Source organism: Rhizobium sp. WSM409 (genome assembly GCF_057653825.1).
On sequence record NZ_JBYGKP010000003.1, the window covers coordinates 24,155 to 45,362 of the forward strand.

Below are 21,208 nucleotides of genomic sequence, written 5' to 3' on the forward strand. Positions count from 1 at the left end.
CTCCGCTGCGCTTTTATGAAAGATCACCATTATGACGGCTCCCTTCTTTCGCATTGCCCTCATTCTCGGCCTTCTGTCGGCCATCGGGCCTTTTGCCATCGATATGTATCTGCCTGCGCTGCCGTCCATCGGCCAGGACCTGCATGCCGATAACAACGTCACCCAGCTCACTCTTCTCGCCTTCTTCATCTCCTTTGCGCTCGCGCAGTTGGTCTATGGTCCGCTGTCGGACATGTGGGGCCGCAAGCTACCGCTCTATCTCGGCATCGGCCTCTTTTCCGTCGCCTCGATCGGCTGCGCGCTGGCGACCGATATCGAAACGCTGATCGCCTTCCGTTTCGTTCAGGGTATCGGCGGTGCCGCCGGCATGGTCATTCCGCGCGCCATCGTCCGCGACATGCATACCGGCGTCCAGGCCGCCCGCCTGATGTCGCTGCTGATGCTGGTCTTTTCGATTTCGCCGATCCTGGCGCCGCTGACCGGCAGCGCCGTCATCGAGTTTTACGGCTGGCGCGGCGTATTCTGGGCCGTGACCATCGCCGCCTTCATCGGCCTCGTGCTGCTCGCCACCCAGCTTGATGAAACCCGTTCGGCGACCGAACGTAGCGGCAGCGGGCTGAAGAGCGCTATGGCTGCCTACCGCCTGCTGCTTGGCGACCGCAACTTCCTGACGCTGACCTTCATCGGCGGCCTCGGCATTTCGAGCTTCCTGGTCTATCTCGCCAACTCGCCCTTCGTGCTGATCCAGCATTACGGGTTGACGCCGACGCAATACAGTTTCGCCTTCTCAATCAATGCCGTCTCCTTCTTCGCGGTATCGCAGGCGACGGGCTGGCTCGGCGAGCGTTTCGGCCTCGTCCGCGTCATGCGCATTGCGGTCAGCGTTTTTGCCCTTGCCATGGTCGTCATGGCGGTGGTGATGGCTGCCGGCTTCAACCAGTTGCCTGTCCTGGCGACCTTCCTGTTCATCGGCTACGGCTTCCTCGGCCTCGTCATCCCGACGAGCGCGGTGCTCGCCCTTGAGGATCACGGCGAGATCGCCGGCACCGCCTCGTCGCTGATGGGCACGCTGCATTTCGTGATCGCCGCCGTCGCCATGGTCATATCGAGCGTCTTCTTCGACGGCACAGCCGTTCCGATGGCCGCCGGCATCGCGCTCTGCGCCTTCGCAGCCTTCGTGCTGACCCAGGCAACGATCGGCCGCCGTACCGCCGTCGCCCCAGCTGAATGATCTGAAGCCAGGCCGCACTCGGTGTCCGGGTGCGGCCATATGATCCGGTCGCGGCCCCCCGAGAAAATGCAACGCGCAATTGATTATCGGCTGGCCGCTCTATCTACGCCGTGACGAGGCATGGTCATACCGGAGGATACTTATGGTCGACGAGAAGCGGCTGATCTCGAAAATCACCTGGAAGCTGATGCCGTTTCTCGGCATTCTCTATCTCATCGCCTATATCGATCGGCAGAACGTCAGTTTCGCCAAGCTGCAGATGGTCGATGCTCTCGGAATGAGCGAATATGCCTATGGTCTCGGCGCTTCGCTGTTCTTCATCGGCTACTTTCTCTTCGAGGTGCCGAGCAACCTCTTCCTCGACAAGCTCGGCGCCCGTGTCTGGTTCGCGCGCATTCTGGTCTCGTGGGGCATCGTTACTATCGCGCTCGCCTTCACGCAGAATGCGACGATGTTCTATATCCTGCGCTTTCTGCTTGGTGTCTGCGAAGCCGGCTTCTTTCCGGGCGTCCTCTATCTGCTGACGCTGTGGTTTCCCTCGGCCTATCGCGGCAGGATGGTCGGGCTGTTCATGATCTTCAGTGCCATCGCCAATGCCGTCGGTGCGCCGCTCGGCGGCGTGCTGCTCGATCTCGACGGTCTCTACGGCTTTGCCGGCTGGGAGTGGGTCTTTCTGGCCACGGGCGTTCCGGCTGTGATTGCCGGCATCGTCACCTTCTTCTATCTTCCCGGCCGGCCTGAAAACGCAAGCTTCATGAGCGGCGAGGAGAAGGATTGGCTCGAACGAAGGCTCACTTCCGAAAATGCCGGCATGGGCGAGCACGCCGGAAACGGTTTCAAGGCGCTCATCGACCCGCGTGTCCTGCTGATGGCGCTCTGCTATATCGCCTTTCCGCTTTCGGCCTATGGCCTCAGCTATTGGCTGCCGACCATCGTCAAGGCTTTCGGCGTCAGCAACACGGTGAACGGCTTCCTCAACATCATTCCCTGGGTGCTGGTCGCGATCGCGCTCTATGTCGTTCCCACCATGGCCGACAAGGCGCAATCGAAGACGCCCTATATCGTCATTCCGGCTTTCATCGGCGCCGCCTGCCTGCTGCTTTCGGCGCTGATCCCGAACCACACTTTGCAATTCGCCTTCCTCTGCGTTGCCGCAGCCGGGATCTTCGCGCCCCAGCCGGTGTTCTGGAGCCTGCCTTCACGCTTCCTCAAGGGCGCGGGGGCTGCGGCGGGCCTTGCCGCCATCAATTCGGTTGGAAATCTTGGCGGTTTCGTCGCCCAGAACGTCGTGCCCTGGATCAAGGAAGCAAGCGGCAGCACGATCGCGCCGATGTTCTTCCTGGCCGCCTGCCTGGCTGCCGGAGCCCTCTTGGTTTTCGTCGTCACGCGTCAGCTGTCGCACAGGGAGCATTCGGCAGCTGCGAGCCGGGTTTGATGCAAACACCCAAAACTACCTACGCGACGGGCATCAGGTCGTCAGCATGAAAGCGTCGCTTTCGCCTGGAACGAGTTCCAGCGGCCAGATCCTGTTGCGGGCGCCCTGCGGATAATGATCGGCATAGGCCGGCATGGTGGCGAGCAGGGTTTCGCCGAGCTGCGCACCAAGATCGCGCAGCGACATGCGAAAGGATGTCAGCGTCGGCTGCAGGAAAAGCGTGCGCGGCTCCTCGCGGAAACCGACCACGGCGAGGTCACGGCCGGGCACGACGCCGGCCTCGGCAAGCCGGCGGTAAAGCCCGATCGCCATCAGTTCGTGGATCAGGATGATCGCGGTTGGCCGCTCCCCGATCATCAGCAATTCATGGCCGGCCTGATAACCGCCCTGTTCGCTCGACTTGACCCGGATGACGAGGGCCGGGTCGAAGGGGATGCCGTGCCGTTGCAGTGCCTGGCGGTAGGCGTCGAGGAAGAGGTAGCCGAGATTGATGTCGGAGGAGGGGACAGCCACGGCGATCCGCCGGTGCCCTTTGGCGACCAGCCGGTCGACACCGCGCGTCGCCACGCCCTCGAAATCGAGATCCATCCAGGTGTAGCTGCCGCCCGACGCGCTGCGGCCAAGCGCCACGAAGGGGATGCGGGCCTTTTCCAGAAGCTCGATGCGCCGGTCGGTGCGTCGTGTCGCAGAGATGATTAGCGCGTCGACAAGCCGGCGCGCCACCATGCGCTTCAGATATTCATGCGGGTCCTCGTCATCGGGGCAGGGCAGCATGACGAGATCGAGCTTGTGGCGGGAAAACACCCTCTGCAGGCCGTCAGTGACGCCAAGGAAGAAGTCGTCGCTGTTTTCGACCGTCTCGCGGCTCACTTCGAGCATCAGCCCGATGACGTTGGTCGTGCCCTGGCGAAGGCTGCGGCCCGATTGGTTGGCGACGTAACCGAGTTCCTCGGCGGCGGCGAGCACGCGCCGGCGCGTTTCGTCGTTGACGTCGGGCTTGCCGTTCAGCGCACGGGACACCGTTCCGATCGAAATGTCGAGATGCTCGGCGAGCTGGCGGATACCCTTCATCTGCGTCGATCTTCCTCCCGGGTCACGCGTCAACCCTTCTTGCCACAGGATGGCGCCTGCGAAAAGCCGTGGGAGGGTCAGGTCTGAAGCTCTGGCGGATCACGAGCTGCGGAAATGACGCGTTCGTAACCCGGAGGCAGGCACGGGTTTTCAAGCCGCCGCTCCATCAGCTCGAAGGCGCGCTGCGCCAGGGTCAGCGGATCCTGGCGGGAGGTGGGCAGCTGATAGCTCACCAGGAGGATTCCGGCACGTCGTCGAAGCGGATCAGGATGACAACAGACCGCATGCCGGCCGTAATTTTTTGCAGAAAAAAGCCGAGGCTGCGGCAGGCAACCTCGGCCGAGAGATCAAATCAACGTTCCCGTGTTTACTCGCAGACCCGCACGGTTTCGGCGTGATAGCCGCCGTCATAGCGGTTGCGGACGTCGCGGTCCTCATACCAGCATCTCGGCTGGGGTTCGACATAGCGGGGGCTCTCCACATAACGAGGGCCTTCGTCAACGTAGCGAGGGCCGCCATTGGCGATTGCGCCGCCGATCAGGCCGCCGACGACGCCTGCGGCAACGCCGCCGGCGATGATTCGGCCAGTATTGTCGTGATGACGGTGATCGCGTGCGGCAGCAGGCTGAATAGCCGATCCAACAAGGGCCGTCGCGATCAACAGGCTGCTAATAACTCTTTTCATGACATTCTCCTCAGTGGCACTCGCCCCAGATAAGAGAGAAATGCGGCAGCAACGCGTTGGTTCGTTCAAACTTTGCGACAGGCATTAATGCACGCCCAAGACTAGAGCGCCGTGCGTCCTTGCGGACGCAATCACTTTCAATCCTCGCATCGTACTTTCCGAGAATCGGCTCCGATTGTCGGAAACCACAATGCGCTAGGTCGCCGATTCCGCTGCCGTCGTCTCTTCCAGCACGTCTTCGGGAATGTCGTCGAAGGAGGAGTAGTTCAGATTGTAGAGCTTGGAATAGAGTTTGCCGTTCTTCATCAACTGGCGGTGGTTGCCGCTTTCGATGACTTCGCCGTTCTGCAGCACGATGATGCGGTCCGCCTCGCGGATCGTCGCAAGCCGATGGGCGATGACGAGGCCGGTGCGGTTTTCGAGCAGCTTCACCAGCGCCTTCTGGATCAGCATTTCGGTATAGCTGTCGATATTGGCCGTCGCCTCGTCGAGCACGAGGATCTTTGCGTCCGCCACCAATGCGCGGGCAAAGCTCAACAGTTGGCGCTGGCCGAGCGAAAGGTTGCCGCCGCGCTCGCCGAGAACGCTGTCGTAACCATCGGGCAGGCGCATCACGAAGTCATGCGCGCCGACGGCCTTTGCCGCCTCGATTACCTGCTCGCGCGTCGCCTCCAGCTTGTGGTAGCGGATGTTTTCGAAAACGGTGCCGGTAAAGAGGAAGGGTTCCTGCAGCACCATGGCGATCTGCGCTCCGAGCGAATCCTGCGTCAGATGACGCACATCGTCGCCGCCGACCAGCACCTGGCCCTGCTGCACGTCGTAAAAGCGATGGATCAGCGACATGCAGCTCGACTTGCCGGACCCTGTCGGGCCGACCAGTGCCACCGTCTCGCCGGGATTGACCTTGAAGCTGACATGCTTCAGCACCGGATGCTTCGGATTGTAGCCGAAGACGACATCCTTGAATTCCACCGAGCCGTCCATGTCGCGCGACAAGGCCTTGGCATCGGGCGCGTCCTTGATGTCGACAGGCACGTCGAGCACTTCGGTCAGCCGCTGGCCAGACGCCATGGCGCGCTGCATCACCGAATATTGCAGGGTCAGCGAACGGATGGGGTCGAAGAAGCGCTGGATGTAGAACAGGAAGGCGACGAGCACGCCGACATCGAGCGCCTGATTGAGGACGCGGGCGCCGCCGACGACGATGACGAGCGCCATCGCCACGCCGGTCAGGCTGTCGACGATCGGCACCATCACCTGCGCATAGCGCGCCGCCGTCAGATGCGTCTGCAAGTTGGCATGCGCCTTGTCGTCGTAAAGCGTGAAGTTGACGCCCTGCCTGTCCATGCTTTGGACCGCACGCACACCGTGGATCGCTTCGGCGAGGGCGCCGGCGGCAATCGAATTGGTCTCGTGCGCGGCCATGAAGGATTTGCGCGCCAGCGGCAGCCAGAACAGCCGGACGATGAACAGTACCGGCAGCACCGAGAGCGTCAGCAGTCCCAATTTGAAATCGAGGTAGAGCATGACGAAGACGATGCCGAAGAGCAGCACGATGTCTCCGACTGACAGCACCGAGGTTTCGAGGAATTCCTGCATCGAGTTGACGTCGCCCTGCAGCCGCGACATCAGCCGTCCCACTTCGGTCTTGTCCATGAAGGAGAGCGAGACGTGCTGAAGATGCGAAAACATCGCCTTGCGGATATCGAAGAGCACGTCCTCCGCCACGCCGCCGACCAGCGTCTCCTGCGCGTAGCTCGCTGCATAATTGATTGATATGGCGATGGAAAAGGCGACGATCGACCAGGCCAGCGCCGAGTGGTTGCCGCCCGGGGACATGCCGTGGTCGATGGCATAGCGAATGATCAGCGGGATGGTGAGCTGCATCATCGTGAAGGTCAAAACGGCAACGACCGACCACACGACCTGGCGGCGATAGGGGTGAACGAAACCCCAGATGCGTTTGACGATATTGCCGTCGAAGGCCTTGCCGAACATCTCCTCCTCGACGCGATGCGAGCCGACCACCGCCCGCGGCGGGCGGCGTCCATCCTCGCGAACGTCGGGACGCTCGGTTTCCAGTTCCTCGGCCATGCCATTCCTCCCGCGGCCATCACGTCCGGTGGCCTGCATAGTCATTGCTTGTCCGCTCTTCTCCCCGGTGGGCAGAAGAAGGGAGTTCCTGCTAGGCGCTCAAGACCTCGTCGCCCGGCCGCACCTGTAGCTCGTAAAGCGCCTTGTAGCGCCCGCCGAGCGACAGCAGCGCCTCATGCGTGCCGCGCTCGACGATCCGGCCGTCTTCGACGAACAGGATCTGGTCGGCATGCATCAGCGAACTCAGGCGGTGAGCGACGATGATCGTCACGCGGTCGGCGGCGTAGCGGCGCATGGCGCCGCGAATGCGCTGCTCGGTGGCCGCATCGATTGCCGCCGTCGAATCGTCGAATATCATCACTGCCGGTTTCAGCATCAGCGCGCGGGCGATCGAAAGACGCTGCCGCTGGCCGCCCGACAGCGAAACGCCGCGCTCGCCGACGACGGTGCCGTAACCTGTCGGAAGGCCGAGCACGTAATTGTGCAGCTGGGCGCTTTCGCTGGCCCGTTCGATCCGGCCTTCCTTCGCCCAGGGGTCGCCATAGGCGATATTGTTTTCGATCGTCGTGGTGAACAGGAAGGAATCCTGCTGCACGACGGCAACCGCCCGGCGCAGCGATTGCAGCGTCGCCTTGCGGATGTCCTGGCCGTCGATGGTGATCTTGCCGCCGCTGACGTCGTAAAAGCGGGGGATAAGATGGGCAATGGTCGACTTGCCGCTGCCGGGAGGCCCGACGATGCCGATCGTCTGGCCGCGCCTGGCTTCGAAGGAGACATCGTCAAGAACGGTGCGCTGTTCAGAACCCGGATAGGCGAAGCTGACGTTTTCGAAGCGCAGCACGCCGTCGGTAAGGGTCAGCTCCTTGGCATCCGGCGCATCCTTGATCGCGACGTCGAGGTCGAGCAGGGCAAAGAGGCGCGAGCCGCAGGTGGAGGCGCGGGCGAAGGCATTGACCATCAGACCGAGCTGGCGCACCGGCATCTGCAGGATGGTCATGAAGGTCAGGAACGAGGCCAGCGTGCCGACGGTGATTTCGCCCGACATCACCTTGCCGCCGCCGACCCACAGAACCAGGCCCATCGCCGCGAAGAAGGAGAGGGTCATGGCGCTGGTGTTGGTGACGCGGATGCCGACGCGCTGATGGGCGAGTGCCAGCGCGCTCTTCGACGCCGCCTCGAACTTCGAAATTTCGTGTTGGTGGGCGGCAAAGGCGCGCACGACGCGGATGCCGCCGAGATTTTCCTCCATGATGCGGGTCAGCACCGAAAGCCGCTCCTGCAGGTCGAGCCAGGTGGCGCGCAGCTTGAGCTGCGTCACCGACGAGCGCCAGCCGACGAAGGGCACGAAACTCATCGCCAGCAGGCCGAGCAGGATATCGGTCGACAAGAGCATATAGGCGCCGATGCCGATCAGGATCGACAGCAGGATCATCCGGACGAGTGCGGTGGAAAAGTACATGCGCACGCCTTCGAGATCGAGCAGGCCGACGGTGATCAGGTCGCCGGAATGCACGGTGTCATGAAAGCTGAAAGAAAGTCGCTGGATCTTCTCGTAGCAGGCCAGCCGCAATTCGTAGCCGATGTGATGGCCGACGGCTTCGCTGTAATAGTTCTGGACCATGGTGAAGAGGCCGCGCAGCACGCTGGCGCCAAGCAGCAGCAGCGCCGTGGTCAAAAGCGCGTCCTGTGCCGCCTGGCCCGCGGCACCGCCGGTCATCGCCATCTGCGTGTGGTCGACGGCGTGGCCGAGAAGGCGCGGGATCATCAGCTGGAAGGTCGAGGCGACAAGCGTGGCGCCGATCGCAAAGCCGGATTGCCAGGGGTGGCGGAAGGCCATCATGGTGATACGCACCAATGTGAAGAGGCCTCGGCCCCAGCCTGCCGCAGTTGCAAGCGCCATCGAAGCCGAAGGCTTCGTCGCGCGTGTTAACGCATCGCTGCTCACGGTATTTTTTCCAATAGATGTGTAGTCGGACGCTGGCCCGAAAAGACGGCAAATCCATGAAGGGATTGATAGCATCTTCACTTTTGCCGATTCCATTTGGGGGTTCAAGTAAAGAATTCACCAGTTGGTTATTTTTACGTGAGGTCGCCTCGCATCCGGGCGGGAACAATCTGCGCGCGAACGGGTTGCAGCAGGCGAACGCCAACCGCCGACCGCTACCGGAGAGAGCCATGCCGCTCAAAGCCCTCGCCCTCAACGCCACGCTGAAGACCAGCGACGCCAAGGACGCGTCCTCGACCGACCGGATGATCGGTCTGATCGACAAGGCGATGTCCGCTCACGGCGTCGTGACCGAAGTGCTTCGCCTCGCCGATTTCAACGTCAAGCCGGGCGTCACCTCCGACGAAGGCGCCGGCGATGACTGGCCTGATATTCGCGCCAAGGTGCTCTCCGCCGATATCCTGCTGATGGCGACGCCGATCTGGCTCGGTCAGCCATCCAGTGTCTGCAAGCGGGCGCTGGAGCGCATGGACGCCTTCCTCGAGGAGACCGATGATGAGGGCCGCATGGTCTCCTATGGCAAGGTCGCGACGGTTGCCGTCGTCGGCAATGAGGACGGCGCCCATCATGTGTCGGCCGAGCTCTTCCAGGCGCTGAACGACGTCGGTTTCACCATTCCGGCCAATGCAGTCGCCTATTGGGTTGGCGAGGCAATGGGGTCCACCAATTTCGTCGATCTCGACAAGGTGCCGAAGGTCGTGACCAATGCCGTCGACATGCTGGCCCGCAACACGGCGCATCTGGCGGGCCTGCTGAAGGCAAAACAATATCCGGGCGAGGGCAGTTGAGGCCGCTGCCGAGCTGACATTTTTAAGTTCAATTCCCGGCTCGGGGAGCACAGGTCGACCGAGCTTCCACGGAATACGTCTAAATTATGTTTTATTTCAATATCTTGCAGATAAGTGGCAACAAACCTCTTGCCACCTGCGCCATTTAGCGCTTTCATACACTACCAGTTTGATAGACTATGGACGAGCGTGCTTGCTCCCCTAGTTTCGTTGCGGGGCCGCTGGTTCGGAGCCCGATGCCGCGGCAGGTGTTGTGCATGGCCGCATGAACCTCATCAACGCGTGAACCACTGTTTTACGCGTTGAAACCTCGATCGACCCAGGGTGCGGATGAAGCCGCAAAGGAGTTGCGATGACGGTTCAGGGACTTTTTTCCGCCAGAGCCAATGCGGCGGCGCAGATATCAGCCGTGCCGCGCATTGCGATCGTCGGGCGCGGCTTTTCCGGGATGATGACGGCCATCGCATTGATGAAGACAGTGCGCGCCCCCTTCCACCTCCAGCTGTTCGATCCGAATTCGTCGGTCAGCGGTGGGCAGGCGCTGGCCTCGGTGCGTTCCTCGACGATCCTCAACACCCGTGTCCGGGATCTCTCGGTCTCGGTCGGCGACAATGACGATTTCAACGACTGGCTCTGCAGCAACGCCGCTTTCCGCGCCGCCGTGCCGGCCGCCATCCCCGGATTCCGGCAGATCTTCGTGCCGAAGGAGATCTTCAGCGATTATGTCTACCAGCGCTTTTCGGAAGCACTGGCCGCGCGCAGGGACATCACCGTCCAGGTCTGCAACGATCCGGTCGTGGCGATCCGCAGGAGCCACGGCAACCGCTTCCTGCTCGAAAGCGCCAATCCCGCCAATCCGCTGTTCGATACCGTCATCCTCGCCACCGGCTACGGGCTGACGGCGCCCGATGCCGGCGGTGAGGACGCTTCGCCGGTCAGGGCCCAGCGCCTCGTCGCGCGGCCACATGCGGTGCTGCTCGGCAGCGGCATCCGCGTCGTCGACCAGCTGCTGCAGCTGCGCGATTCCGGTTATGCCGGCCAGGTGACGATCGTTTCGCGGCGCGGCTTCCTGCCGCAGAGCCATACGCCGAATTCCGCCGATCCGGTCTTCCCGGCCGAAGCGCTGCCGCAGAGCCTGCCGGAGATCGTCCGCTTCATCCGTGAAGCCTGTCGCGAGGCGGAGGAAGCCGGGCGAAGCTGGCAATCGGTGATGAACGGCCTCAGAAAACATGCCCGCTCGCTTTGGCGCTCGCTGCCGGCCCGCGACAAGCATCAATTCAACCGCCACCTCAGGGCAATCTACGACAGCCATCGCAACCGCCTGCCGGAGGCCATGCACCTGCGCCTGAAACGCGAGCTCGCCGAAGGCCGCACGGTACTGCGCCGCGGCCGGGCCGGCCGCCGGGGCCTGAGCGGCCTGTTCTTTACGCCGGCCGGTTCCGCCGGAGAAGAGGTCATCCATTCCGAGCGCATCATCGATTGCCGCTGCCAGGCGCCGGACCTTTCAGCGCCCTTGATGCAGAGCCTGCTTTCCGCTGGCCTTGCCATGCCGGACGAGCTATCGCTCGGGCTCGCGGTCAATGCGCGCGGCGAACCCTTCCTTGAGGACGGTTCGACGGTGGCCGGGCTCTTTGCCGTCGGGCCGCTCGGCCTCGGCAGCCTGCCCGATATCGATCTTGTGCCGGAGATCGTCTCGCAGGCCTATGCCGCTGCCGAGCGCGTTGGCGAGCGGTTCTACCCACAGGTCAAGGCCGTTTGAAATTAGGGCTGCTTCGGAACTATCCGCCCCGTGCTGCGTTATAAAGCGCTGGTGACTCAGAGGGGCAGATGGAAGTGCTAGATCGACATGACACGTCTCTCGACGAAGAGGGACGCTTTCGCCTTTTGGTCGATGCCATCACCGACTACGCTATTTATATGCTGAGCCCCGAAGGCATTGTCACCAGCTGGAACGCCGGCGCCCAGCGCTTCAAAGGTTACAAGCCTTCCGAAATTCTCGGCGAGCATTTTTCGCGTTTCTATCTGGAAGAGGACCGTGCCGCGGGGCTACCGCAGCGCGCGCTGGCCACGGCCGAGGAGCACGGCCGGTTCGAGGGAGAAGGCTGGCGCCGGCGCAAGGATGGCAGCCGCTTCTGGGCGCATGTGGTCATCGATCCGATCCGCCGTCCATCCGGCGAGCTGATCGGCTATGCCAAGATCACCCGCGACCTGACCGAACGCCGGGCCGCCGAAAACGCGATCCGCCAGAGCGAGGAACAGTTCCGCCGGTTGGTCCAGGGCGTCTCGGACTATGCGATCTACATGCTCGATCCCGTGGGCAAGGTCAGCAGCTGGAACTTCGGCGCCGAGCGGATCAAGGGCTATCGGCCGCAGGAAATTATCGGTCAGCATTTCTCGACCTTCTATACTCCCGAAGACCGCGAAGCCGGTCTGCCGGAGACCGCGCTCGGCATCGCGCGCGCCGAGGGCCGGTTCGAGAGGGAGGGCTGGCGCGTGCGCAAGGACGGCACCCGTTTCTGGGCCAGCATCGTCATCGACGCCATCCGCGACGAGGAAGGCGATGTGTTGGGTTTTGCGAAGATCACCCGCGATATCACCGAGAAGATGGAGACCCAGCGGGCACTGGAGCAGGCGCGCGAAGAGCTCTTCCAGTCGCAGAAGATGGAGGCGATCGGTCAGTTGACCGGTGGTATCGCCCATGATTTCAACAATCTGCTGATGGCTGTCCTCGGCAGCCTCGAAATCCTCAAGAAACGCATGCCGCAGGATCTCTCGCTGACATCGCTTGTTGATAATGCCATGCAGGGCGCCCAGCGCGGTGCCGCGCTGACGCAGCGCATGCTGGCCTTTTCCCGCCGCCAGGAACTGCACATGGAGCCGATCGACGTCTCCGGTCTGGTCCGCGGGATGATGGATATGCTGAGCCGTTCGCTCGGTCCCCTCACCATGATCGAGACTTCTTTCCCCGTCAGGCTGCCGACGATCGTGACCGATCCGAACCAGCTGGAGATGGCGATCCTGAACCTTGTCGTCAACGCCCGCGACGCCATGCCGTCCGGCGGCCGGATTGTGCTTCGCGCATCCGAGGAATCGCTGCCATCAGGCAAGGGACCGTTGTCGCCTGGCCGCTACGTCCGTATCGCGGTGATCGATGAAGGCGAGGGCATGGACGCCAAGACGCTGGAGCAGGCGATCACGCCGTTCTTCACCACCAAGGGGGTCGGCAAGGGCACTGGTCTCGGCCTTTCCATGGTGCAGGGGCTTGCATCCCAGTCCGGTGGCCGCCTGATGATGAAGAGCAGCCTCGGCGAAGGCACGACGGCCGAATTGTGGTTCCCGGTCGCACTTGCCGAACAGGTGACCGAGGCCGCTGCCGAGCGGCCGCAGCAGGTGGAAAATGCGCCGCGCCGGCTACGCATCGTCGCCGTCGACGACGATGGTCTGGTCCTGATGAATACGACGCTGATGCTGGAGGATCTCGGCCATACCGTGTTCGAGGCGATGGCGGGTCCCGAAGCGCTCGACATCCTGCGCGAGCAGCAGGTGGACCTGGTGATTTGCGACCATGCCATGCCGCGCATGACCGGCGCGCAGCTCGCTGAGGCGATCCGCAAGGATTGGCCCGACATGCCGATCATCCTCGCTACCGGTTACGCTGAAATCCCAGAAGGCGCCGGCATTGCCAATCTGCCACGCCTCGGCAAGCCGTTCTCGCAGGCGCAGCTCGCCGAGGCGATCAGCCGGGTCGCTTCATAGGGACGATCACTGCTGCCTTATGCGAGTGGCCCTCTCGCCGCGAAGAATGAACACCAGCAATGCCAGCACCATCGCCGCCAGCCCATACCAGGTGATCGCGTAGAGGAGATGGTTGTTGGGGAAAGCGATGACGGTCAGGCCGCCGACAGGTAGGCCTCCCGAATTGGCGGTCGCATCAGCGTCGATGAAATAGGGCGCGACCGTTCCGACGCCGCGCTTTTGCGCGATCGCCGCGACATCGCGCGAATACCAGCGATCAGTGGCGACGTCATTGGATTTGAGCAGCGATCCCTTCGGCTCCGTCATCCGCATCAGCCCGGTAATCTCGACCGGGCCTGACACTTCGCCCTCGCGGCGCGAGGCCGGGTCGCGCCTCTCGGTCGGCACGAAGCCGCGATTGACGAGGATCGATGTGCCATCGGTCAGCATCAGCGGCGTCATCACCCAATAGCCCGGCCCAAGCACCGTCGAGGCATAGACCAGTGTTTCCTTGTCATTCGCCAGCATCCCGGCGGCGGTCACCTGCCGGTATTCGTCATCAGCGGCATTGATCTTGTTCCAGTCGGCGCGTGCCGGTGCCTTCACGGGTGGTGCATGCACACGCTGGTCGACGCGGGCGACGAGGTCGCGTTTCCAGGCCAGCCGCTCGACCTGCCAGGTGCCGAGTGCTGCGAGTGCCGCAGCAAGCATTATCAGGCAGACGGCGAAGATCGCGCGTTTTGCCCGATGACGCCGTCGATCCGATTTTTCCGAGGACGCCTGCGGGTGGCGCTGCCGCCGCCCCTTCGTCGTCGTCACGGCATGTTCTTCATCATCTCGGGGCTCATCGGCATCATGTTGGTGTTGAGATGATGCATGACCCAGAGCGAACCGGAGAGCGCGATGGCAACGATGATAAGGGTGAAAATCAGCGCCATGATCGTCCAGCCGCCCTCGCTCCTGGTATTCATGTGCAGGAAGAAGATCATATGGACGACGATCTGGATCGCGCCGAGGCCCATCACCAGCACCGCCGTCACCGCCGGGCTTTCGAAGACGCCTGACATGACCAGCCAGAAGGGAATGGCGGTCAGGATGATGGAGAGCACGAAGCCCGTCATGTAGCTGCGGAATGTGCCATGGCCGGCCTGATGGCCGTGGCTGTGGCCGTGATGAGCCTCGTGGGCATCTTCGTGGGCAGGTGCTTGCGAACTCATCCGAGAACTCCCAGCAGATAGACGAAGGAAAAGACGCCGATCCAGACGACGTCGAGGAAGTGCCAGAACATCGAAAGGCACATCAGGCGGCGGCGGTTGGCCTCGATCAACCCGTGCATCGACACCTGCACCATCAGCGTGATCAGCCAGATGATGCCGAAGGTGACGTGCAGTCCGTGCGTGCCGACCAGGGTGAAGAAGGAGGAGAGGAAGGCGCTGCGCGTCGGTCCGGCGCCTTCGTGGATCAGGTGGATGAACTCGTAGAGTTCGAGCCCGATGAAAGCTGCGCCGAACAGGCCGGTCACACCAAGCCAGAACAGTGTTTCCGCCTTGGCGTTGCGCTCCATCTGCAGCATCGCAAACCCGTAGGTGATCGAGGAAAACAGCAGCATCGAGGTGTTGAGGGCAACGATCGGCAGGTCGAAGAGATCGGCAGGCGACGGGCCGGCGGCATAGTTGCGGCCGAGCACGCCGTGCGTTGCAAACAGCACCGCGAAAATCAGGCAGTCGCTCATCAGGTAGAGCCAGAAGCCGAGATTGGTGCTGTTCTCAGGATGATGGTCTTCCGTCAGGTAGAATTCAGGCTTTTCGGCCGTGTCGATAGTCTGATCGCTCATGGTCATCACACCTGCTCGGCAAGCAACGCGGTGCGCTTGCCTTCCGTTTCGGTCACCTCTTCGGCGGGAATGTGGAAATCGCGTCCATAGTTGAAGGTATGACCGATCGCGACCACCAGCATGGCGACGAAGGAGACGACTACCAGCCACCACATATACCAGATCAGCCCGAAGGCGAGGGCGACGCTGATGGCCGACAGAATCGCGCCGGTGCCGGTATTCTTCGGCATATGGATCGGCCGGAAGCCTTCCAGCGGACGCGCATAACCACGGTTCTTCATGTCGTACCAGCTGTCATGATCGTGCACGACAGGCGTGAAGGCGAAGTTGTAATCCGGCGGCGGCGAGGATGTCGACCATTCCAGCGTGCGGCCGTCCCAGGGATCGCCGCTATCGTCGCGCAATTCCTCGCGTTTCATGAAGCTGACGACGATCTGGATGAGAAAGGCGGCGATGCCAAGCGCGATCAGGCCGACGCCGAAGGCGGCGATGATGAACCAGATCTGCAGCGACGGGTCCTCGAATTGGCTGACGCGGCGGGTGACACCCATCAGGCCGAGCACGTAGAGCGGCATGAAGGCGAACCAGAAGCCGATCTGCCAGAACCAGAAGCTCATCTTGCCCCAGAAGGGATCGAGCTTGAAGCCGAAGGCCTTCGGGAACCAGTAGTTCACGCCGGCGAACATGCCGAAGAGAACGCCGCCGATGATGACGTTGTGGAAGTGGGCGATGAGGAACAGCGAATTGTGCAGCACGAAGTCGGCCGGCGGCACGGCAAGCATGACGCCGGTCATGCCGCCGATGACGAAGGTCACCATGAAGCCGACCGTCCACAGCATCGGCACCTCAAAGCGGATGCGGCCGCGATACATGGTGAAGAGCCAGTTGAAAATCTTCGCCCCTGTCGGGATCGAGATGATCATCGTGGTGATGCCGAAGAAGGAGTTGACGCTGGCGCCCGAGCCCATCGTGAAGAAGTGGTGCAGCCAGACGATGTAGGAGAGGATCATGATCACGCAGGTCGCGTAGACCATAGAGGCGTAGCCGAAGAGGCGCTTGCCGGAGAAGGTGGCGACGACTTCCGAGAAGATGCCGAAGGCCGGCAGCACGAGGATATAGACTTCCGGATGGCCCCAGATCCAGATGAGGTTGATGTACATCATCGGATTGCCGCCAAGGTCGTTGGTAAAGAAGTTCGTCCCGGCATAGCGGTCGAGTGACAGGAGGGCCAGCGTTGCCGTCAGGATCGGGAAGGAGGCGACGATGAGCACGTTGGTGCAAAGTGCCGTCCAGGTGAAGACCGGCATCTTCATGAAGGTCATGCCCGGAGCGCGCATCTTGACGATGGTGGCGATCAGGTTGATGCCCGAAAGCGTCGTTCCCACACCGGCCACCTGCAGACCCCAGATATAGTAGTCGACGCCGACACCCGGACTGTAGGCCGCGCCCGACAGCGGCGGGTAGGCGAGCCAGCCGGTCTGGGCGAATTCGCCGATGAACAGCGACAGCATGATGATGATCGCGCCGGCGGTGGTCATCCAGAACGAGAAGTTGTTGAGGAAGGGGAACGAGACGTCGCGCGCGCCGATCTGCAGCGGCACCACGAAGTTCATCAAACCGGTGACGAAGGGCATCGCCACGAAGAAGATCATGATGACGCCGTGGGCGGTGAAGACCTGGTCGTAATGGTGCGGCGGCAGATAGCCCTCCGAACCGTTGAAGGCGATCGCCTGCTGGATGCGCATCAAGATCGCGTCGGAGAAGCCGCGCAACAGCATGATGACGGCGAGGATCACATACATGATGCCGATCTTCTTGTGATCGACGCTGCAGATCCAGTCGCGCCAGAGCGGACCCCAGAACTTGAAATAGGTGATGATGCCGAGCACCGCGAGGGCGCCGATGACGACGCCGATGAAGGTCACGACTAGGATCGGCTCGTGATAGGGGATGGCATCGAGGGTCAACCGGCCGAAGACGAACTTCAGGAGGTCAGGATTGGAAAACATGGAACAACCCGTTCATTATGTCTTGCGACGCAAAGCGCCAGGTTAATTGTTGTTGTTGAGCTGCGCCGGCGCCGGATCGGCGCCATTGCTCATGCCGGGCATGGAATGACCCTCATGCTGCATGTCCATTCCGGGCATGCCGGGCATGTCGTGCTGCATGCTGTTGCCGTCGGTCCGCTCGGCGGGCTCGCTGCGTGCCGGAGCCCCGGTCGCCGGCACGGTGGCGGCGGGCGCCACGATGCCTTCGTCGGCATGACGGTCGTCGTATCGCAGCTTCTCGCGGTTCTCGGCACTTTCCTTGCCGCCGCCGCCCATCATGTCGATATGCATCATCTCGTTCATGCACATCTTGCCCGGAGCGGCGCACATGTTGAGGATGGCATTGTAGAGGTCGGCATCGGCGCCGGCATAATAACGCACCGGCTCCTTCTCGCTCGGCTTCTCGAGCTTCAGATAGGCGTCGCGGTTGAGCATCGTGCCCTGCTGCTTGACCTGCGCCACCCAGGCGTCAAAGCCCTCCTGGGTAAGGCCGTGGAACTTGAAGCGCATATGCGAGAAGCCGCTTCCGCTGTAGTTGGCGGAGAAGCCTTCATATTCGCCTTGCTTGTTGATGACGGCGTGCAGCTTCGTCTCCATGCCGGGCATCGCATAGATCTGGCCGGCCAGGGCAGGGATATAGAAGGAATTCATCACCGAGGAGGCAGTGATCTTGAAATTGATCGGCATGTCGACCGGGGCAGCGAGTTCGTTGACGGTGGCGATGCCGAGATCGGGATAGAAGAACAGCCACTTCCAGTCGAGCGCCACGACCTCGACGTTCAACGGCTTGGTATCGGCCGGAATGGCGCGCTCCGCATCGAGGCGGTCGAGCGGGCGGTAGGGATCGAGCTTATGGGTGGAAATCCAGGTCACGGCGCCGAGCGCGATGATGATCGCCAGCGGCGCTGCCCAGATCACGATTTCGAGGCGGGTCGAATGGTGCCATTCCGGCGCGTAGGTGGCGGCCGTATTGGAGCGGCGGTAGCGCCAGGCGAAGAACAGCGTCAGGAAGATCACCGGGATGATGATCAAAAGCATCAGCACCGTCGAGATGACGATGAGATCGCGCTGTTGCGCGGCGATGTCGCCTGATGGCGCCATGACCACCATGTTGCATCCTGCCGGGAAAAGCAGCGGCAAGACGGATAGAAGGCGGGAAAACTTCACGAGTTTTAGCACGTCTCTAAGCTCTTGTTGTTTCGTTCGTTCCGCGACTAACGCACTGGACCTGATAGCGACATGAGGTGTTTGGTCGCAGTGCAGCAAGCATGCCGCATTGCGGCATAAATCGTGTTGCACTACAGCTTTGAAATCCTGATGAGATCAAGAAGGATTCTTTGGCGAGCGCATGTTTCAATCAATATATCCGCCAGAGCCGGCCATGCCAGCGTTCCCATCCGAAAATCGCCGGTCGGATCACGCTATTTTTTCCGCCCACGCCTCATTTTGAGCCGCCATGATGAACTATTTACGTCTTACGGACTTGATAAGCCTGCAGGTTTGATCAAGATCAGGCTGAGGCGCCTTGCCGAAAGCGCTTCAACGAGGGAGGCGTTTTATGGCTACAACATCGAATTATGGACCATCGTCGTCGTCGCTGGAACGCGACGCGCGGCGCATTCACGACGACAAACCGGTTTCGCCTGGTAGTATCGCCATCGGCGTGGTGATCGGCCGCATGTCGGAATTCTTCGATTTCTTCGTTTACGGCCTCGCTTCGGTCCTGGTCTTTCCACAGCTGATCTTCCCCTTCGCGCCGGACAGGCTGACGGGTACGCTCTATTCCTTCGCCATCTTCTCGCTGGCCTTCCTGGCCCGCCCCGTCGGCTCCGTCGTCTTCATGACGATCGACCGGCTGTACGGCCGCGGCACCAAGCTGACGATCGCGCTCTTCCTGCTCGGCGGCTCCACCGCCTCGATCGCCTTCCTGCCGGGTTACGAGGAGATCGGCGCCTGGTCGATCGCATTGCTGGCGCTTTTCCGTCTCGGCCAGGGCTTCGCGCTCGGCGGCGCCTGGGACGGCCTTGCCTCGCTGCTTGCGCTCAACGCGCCGGCCAAGCACCGCGGCTGGTATGCGATGATCCCGCAGCTCGGTGCGCCGATCGGCTTTGCGCTGGCCAGCACCCTGTTCGGTTATTTCGTCGCCAATCTTTCCAGTGAGGATTTCCTCTCCTGGGGCTGGCGTTATCCCTTCTTCGTCGCCTTCGCGATCAACGTCGTGGCGCTGTTTGCGCGGTTGCGCCTCGTCATGACCAAGGAATTCGGCACGCTGCTGGAACAGCACGAGCTGGAAGCAGCCCCCATCCTCGATGTGCTGCGCGTTCACGGCCGCGACATCCTGATCGGCGCCTTCGTGCCGCTCGCGAGTTTTGCCATGTTCCACCTCGTCACCATCTTCCCGCTCGGCTGGATGAGCCTTTACGGCAACCAGCCGATCGGCGCCTTCATGGTGGTGCAGGTGGTCGGCGCCGCGGTCGGCATCGTCACCATCATCGCCTCGGGCCTGATCGCCGATCGTATCGGCCGGCGCGCCCAGCTTGCAATCTGCGCCGTCATCATTGCCGTCTTCAGCTTTATCGGGCCGAGCCTGATTGCATCCGGCAATAGCGGCCATGACGCTTTCGTCATCATCGGCTTCGGCGTGCTCGGCCTTTCCTTCGGCCAGGCGACGGGCTCGATCTCGTCCCGCTTTGGCCGCGGCTATCGCTATACGGGTGCAGCCTTCACCTCGGATCTTGCCTGGTTGATCGGCGCCGGTTTTGCGCCGCTGGTGGCGCTCAGCCTTTCCAGCCGCTTCGGCCTGACCTTCGTCGGCTACTACCTGCTGTCCGGCGCCATCTGCACGCTTGCAGCCCTCGCCTTCAGCAGGGCACTGGAACAGCGCGAATAGACGGACTTGCATACCGGCCTATGGAAAACCATGCAGGCTTTCGTTTTCGGGCAGCGCGGTTCTAATTATTGAATGCATTGCAATCTATAATTAAATGCCTATCCGTATCGGCCTGAACGAGGATATGCCATGACCGCAGAAACCATCGATCATTCGACCCTTTCGCGCCTTGTCGAAGCAGGATCGGTCGATGCCGTGCATGTCGTTGGCAAGACCGGCGGCTGGTCCGTCGTCATCCGATACGGCAAGGTCGAGCGCCCGCTTGCCGCCCAACGCAGCCGGCAGGTGCGCGTGTTCAAGCGCATGGATACCTTGGTGTCTTATCTCAAGGGTGTCGGCATCTCGCGGTTCGAAGTCGACGCGGCCGATTATGCTCCGGGGATTGCATCGCGGCCGGATCGGGCAGCAGCTCTGCGTCGTACTCATAAGGCGGCGGAATACGACAAGTGGTTCCGCAAACAGGTCGAGGAGGCGATCCGGGAAGCCGATGATCCGAACGCTGTCTGGATAAGTGCGCAGGAGGCCGAAGAGCGAATGGACAAGCTTCGGGCCGAACTGTTCGCGCAGTTGGAATCCGGAGATAAGCCTTCTTGATCGTCAAGTGGCTGCAGCAGGCTCTCCTGGATCGGGAAGGTCAGATCCGGCACATCTTTGCTGAAAATCCAAAGGCTGCAATCGCATTGGATGATGTCATCCGACATCAAGCCCAAATACTTGGCGATCATCCCGAAGCAGGACGCGGTGGCCGTCTCGACGGAACGCGGGAATTGGTCATTCCGCGCACTGCATTTCTGCTGATCTATCGCATCGACAGAAACGCACAGAAGGTAGAAATTTTGCGCCTTCTCCATGGTGCCCAGCAACGGCCGCCGAAACGCTGAATGGGTATTACTGCGCCATTTGCGGCTGTTTCGCCGCCCGGGCCGCGGTCAGTTCCGCCGTGGTGTGGTTCAGGCGGTCGGCCAGCACCCGCATGATTTCCACGGCCATCTCCGGAAAATCGCTGAGCAGCTTCAGAAAGTGCTCCTTGCTGATGCGCAGCACTTCGAGCGGCGAGGTGGCGCGCACCGTTGCCGTGCGCGAGACATCGCAGAGAATGGCGATTTCGCCGACGATGGAATTGGGTTCGACATCTGCGACCTTGATCTCGCCCGCCGGCGAGGCGACGACGATATCGGCCGTACCCGTGAGGATGACATAGGCGGCATCACCGACATCGCCCTGATGGAAGAGGTCCTGCCCGGCCTTGTAGGTCATGCGATCGGAGGTAAAGGCCAAAAGCTTGAGCTTTGCTGGCGCGATCCTTGAAAAGATCGGCACCCTTCGCAGCATTTCGACTTCGTCTCTCAACAGCATGAGCGTTTCAATCCCCTGATGCAGGGTCCACAGGAC

General features: G+C 61.8%; 18 protein-coding genes and 1 pseudogene. 8 read left to right on the forward strand and 11 right to left on the reverse strand.

Translation table 11 applies throughout. The features are described from left to right. The first annotated feature begins 31 nt into the window (after positions 1–31). Both AC25BC_RS27600 and AC25BC_RS27605 read left to right on the forward strand, forming a co-directional pair. Entirely contained in the window at positions 32–1,231 is a 1,200-nt protein-coding gene (locus AC25BC_RS27600; protein WP_128439099.1) for a multidrug effflux MFS transporter, read from the forward strand. A 142-nt stretch (positions 1,232–1,373) separates the two neighbouring features. Further along, on the forward strand, positions 1,374–2,666 hold the full coding sequence (locus AC25BC_RS27605; protein WP_128439098.1) for an MFS transporter: 1,293 nt from the start codon (positions 1,374–1,376) through the stop codon (positions 2,664–2,666). A gap of 33 nt (positions 2,667–2,699) precedes the next feature. On the opposite strand, the gene AC25BC_RS27610 is transcribed toward AC25BC_RS27605, so the two are convergent. From AC25BC_RS27610 to AC25BC_RS27630, 5 genes and pseudogenes are all read right to left on the reverse strand, one after another. Then, complete coding sequence (locus AC25BC_RS27610; RefSeq protein WP_128439097.1) at positions 2,700–3,737, reverse strand: LacI family DNA-binding transcriptional regulator; 1,038 nt, start codon at positions 3,735–3,737, stop codon at positions 2,700–2,702. A gap of 22 nt (positions 3,738–3,759) precedes the next feature. Beyond that, a pseudogene (locus tag AC25BC_RS27615) lies at positions 3,760–4,011 on the reverse strand (hypothetical protein); the annotation flags it as partial. Positions 4,012–4,104: 93 nt separating this feature from the next. After that, the gene (locus AC25BC_RS27620) at positions 4,105–4,422 is read right to left on the reverse strand and encodes a hypothetical protein (protein ID WP_003553482.1); all 318 of its coding nucleotides are present in this window, start codon (positions 4,420–4,422) and stop codon (positions 4,105–4,107) included. 195 nt (positions 4,423–4,617) lie between these two features. After that, positions 4,618–6,516 carry an ABC transporter ATP-binding protein gene (locus tag AC25BC_RS27625; protein ID WP_128407040.1) on the reverse strand — a complete coding sequence of 633 codons (1,899 nt, stop codon included), beginning with the start codon at positions 6,514–6,516 and terminating at the stop codon, positions 4,618–4,620. Between the two features lie 91 nt (positions 6,517–6,607). Then, positions 6,608–8,569: an ABC transporter ATP-binding protein gene (locus tag AC25BC_RS27630; protein ID WP_206642380.1), complete on the reverse strand. Its 1,962-nt coding sequence runs from the start codon at positions 8,567–8,569 to the stop codon at positions 6,608–6,610. 122 nt (positions 8,570–8,691) lie between these two features. On the opposite strand from AC25BC_RS27630, the gene AC25BC_RS27635 reads away from it, so the two are divergent. The 3 genes from AC25BC_RS27635 (at position 8,692) to AC25BC_RS27645 (ending at position 13,065) form a co-directional block, all read left to right on the forward strand. After that, the gene (locus AC25BC_RS27635) at positions 8,692–9,309 is read left to right on the forward strand and encodes a flavodoxin family protein (protein WP_128439096.1); all 618 of its coding nucleotides are present in this window, start codon (positions 8,692–8,694) and stop codon (positions 9,307–9,309) included. A 352-nt stretch (positions 9,310–9,661) separates the two neighbouring features. After that, a complete protein-coding gene (locus AC25BC_RS27640) occupies positions 9,662–11,068 on the forward strand; it encodes an FAD/NAD(P)-binding protein (protein ID WP_128439095.1) in 1,407 nt (468 codons plus the stop codon). Between the two features lie 68 nt (positions 11,069–11,136). Next, positions 11,137–13,065: a hybrid sensor histidine kinase/response regulator gene (locus AC25BC_RS27645; RefSeq protein ID WP_128439094.1), complete on the forward strand. Its 1,929-nt coding sequence runs from the start codon at positions 11,137–11,139 to the stop codon at positions 13,063–13,065. 6 nt (positions 13,066–13,071) lie between these two features. On the opposite strand, the gene AC25BC_RS27650 is transcribed toward AC25BC_RS27645, so the two are convergent. From AC25BC_RS27650 to cyoA, 5 genes are read right to left on the reverse strand one after another with little or no spacing between them, the layout of a single operon-like run. Further along, complete coding sequence (locus AC25BC_RS27650; RefSeq protein WP_128439093.1) at positions 13,072–13,863, reverse strand: SURF1 family protein; 792 nt, start codon at positions 13,861–13,863, stop codon at positions 13,072–13,074. Continuing rightward, the gene (cyoD, locus tag AC25BC_RS27655) at positions 13,860–14,261 is read right to left on the reverse strand and encodes a cytochrome o ubiquinol oxidase subunit IV (protein ID WP_003553502.1); all 402 of its coding nucleotides are present in this window, start codon (positions 14,259–14,261) and stop codon (positions 13,860–13,862) included. The genes AC25BC_RS27650 and cyoD overlap by 4 nt, the downstream gene beginning before the upstream one ends. Then, complete coding sequence (gene cyoC / locus AC25BC_RS27660; RefSeq protein ID WP_025397699.1) at positions 14,258–14,878, reverse strand: cytochrome o ubiquinol oxidase subunit III; 621 nt, start codon at positions 14,876–14,878, stop codon at positions 14,258–14,260. The genes cyoD and cyoC overlap by 4 nt, the downstream gene beginning before the upstream one ends. Before the next feature lie 5 nt (positions 14,879–14,883). After that, positions 14,884–16,887 carry a cytochrome o ubiquinol oxidase subunit I gene (cyoB, locus tag AC25BC_RS27665; RefSeq protein WP_128439092.1) on the reverse strand — a complete coding sequence of 668 codons (2,004 nt, stop codon included), beginning with the start codon at positions 16,885–16,887 and terminating at the stop codon, positions 14,884–14,886. A gap of 42 nt (positions 16,888–16,929) precedes the next feature. Continuing rightward, the gene (gene cyoA / locus AC25BC_RS27670; protein ID WP_128439091.1) at positions 16,930–18,105 is read right to left on the reverse strand and encodes a ubiquinol oxidase subunit II; all 1,176 of its coding nucleotides are present in this window, start codon (positions 18,103–18,105) and stop codon (positions 16,930–16,932) included. 379 nt (positions 18,106–18,484) lie between these two features. Between cyoA and AC25BC_RS27675 the strand changes: the two genes are divergently transcribed. From AC25BC_RS27675 to AC25BC_RS27685, 3 genes are all read left to right on the forward strand, one after another. Continuing rightward, complete coding sequence (locus tag AC25BC_RS27675) at positions 18,485–19,816, forward strand: MFS transporter (protein ID WP_128439090.1); 1,332 nt, start codon at positions 18,485–18,487, stop codon at positions 19,814–19,816. 129 nt (positions 19,817–19,945) lie between these two features. After that, positions 19,946–20,410: a hypothetical protein gene (locus tag AC25BC_RS27680; RefSeq protein WP_128439089.1), complete on the forward strand. Its 465-nt coding sequence runs from the start codon at positions 19,946–19,948 to the stop codon at positions 20,408–20,410. Next, entirely contained in the window at positions 20,407–20,697 is a 291-nt protein-coding gene (locus AC25BC_RS27685; RefSeq protein WP_128439088.1) for a type II toxin-antitoxin system RelE/ParE family toxin, read from the forward strand. Before AC25BC_RS27680 ends, AC25BC_RS27685 begins: the two co-directional genes overlap by 4 nt. Before the next feature lie 7 nt (positions 20,698–20,704). Here the strand turns inward: AC25BC_RS27685 and AC25BC_RS27690 are convergent, their stop codons facing one another. Beyond that, a complete protein-coding gene (locus AC25BC_RS27690) occupies positions 20,705–21,172 on the reverse strand; it encodes a cyclic nucleotide-binding domain-containing protein (RefSeq protein ID WP_012763550.1) in 468 nt (155 codons plus the stop codon). Between the last annotated feature and the right edge of the window lie 36 nt (positions 21,173–21,208).

What these genes read in the sequence shown, in the direction of transcription:
- cyoC (WP_025397699.1), bottom strand. Translation starts at nt 14,878, where the DNA reads ATGAGCGATCAGACTATCGACACGGCCGAAAAGCCTGAATTCTACCTG.
- AC25BC_RS27680 (WP_128439089.1), top strand. Translation starts at nt 19,946, where the DNA reads ATGACCGCAGAAACCATCGATCATTCGACCCTTTCGCGCCTTGTCGAA.
- AC25BC_RS27635 (WP_128439096.1), top strand. Translation starts at nt 8,692, where the DNA reads ATGCCGCTCAAAGCCCTCGCCCTCAACGCCACGCTGAAGACCAGCGAC.
- AC25BC_RS27605 (WP_128439098.1), top strand. Translation starts at nt 1,374, where the DNA reads ATGGTCGACGAGAAGCGGCTGATCTCGAAAATCACCTGGAAGCTGATG.
- AC25BC_RS27640 (WP_128439095.1), top strand. Translation starts at nt 9,662, where the DNA reads ATGACGGTTCAGGGACTTTTTTCCGCCAGAGCCAATGCGGCGGCGCAG.
- AC25BC_RS27610 (WP_128439097.1), bottom strand. Translation starts at nt 3,737, where the DNA reads ATGAAGGGTATCCGCCAGCTCGCCGAGCATCTCGACATTTCGATCGGA.
- AC25BC_RS27620 (WP_003553482.1), bottom strand. Translation starts at nt 4,422, where the DNA reads ATGAAAAGAGTTATTAGCAGCCTGTTGATCGCGACGGCCCTTGTTGGA.
- cyoB (WP_128439092.1), bottom strand. Translation starts at nt 16,887, where the DNA reads ATGTTTTCCAATCCTGACCTCCTGAAGTTCGTCTTCGGCCGGTTGACC.
- AC25BC_RS27625 (WP_128407040.1), bottom strand. Translation starts at nt 6,516, where the DNA reads ATGGCCGAGGAACTGGAAACCGAGCGTCCCGACGTTCGCGAGGATGGA.
- AC25BC_RS27675 (WP_128439090.1), top strand. Translation starts at nt 18,485, where the DNA reads ATGGCTACAACATCGAATTATGGACCATCGTCGTCGTCGCTGGAACGC.
- cyoD (WP_003553502.1), bottom strand. Translation starts at nt 14,261, where the DNA reads ATGAGTTCGCAAGCACCTGCCCACGAAGATGCCCACGAGGCTCATCAC.
- AC25BC_RS27645 (WP_128439094.1), top strand. Translation starts at nt 11,137, where the DNA reads ATGGAAGTGCTAGATCGACATGACACGTCTCTCGACGAAGAGGGACGC.
- AC25BC_RS27600 (WP_128439099.1), top strand. Translation starts at nt 32, where the DNA reads ATGACGGCTCCCTTCTTTCGCATTGCCCTCATTCTCGGCCTTCTGTCG.
- AC25BC_RS27690 (WP_012763550.1), bottom strand. Translation starts at nt 21,172, where the DNA reads ATGCTGTTGAGAGACGAAGTCGAAATGCTGCGAAGGGTGCCGATCTTT.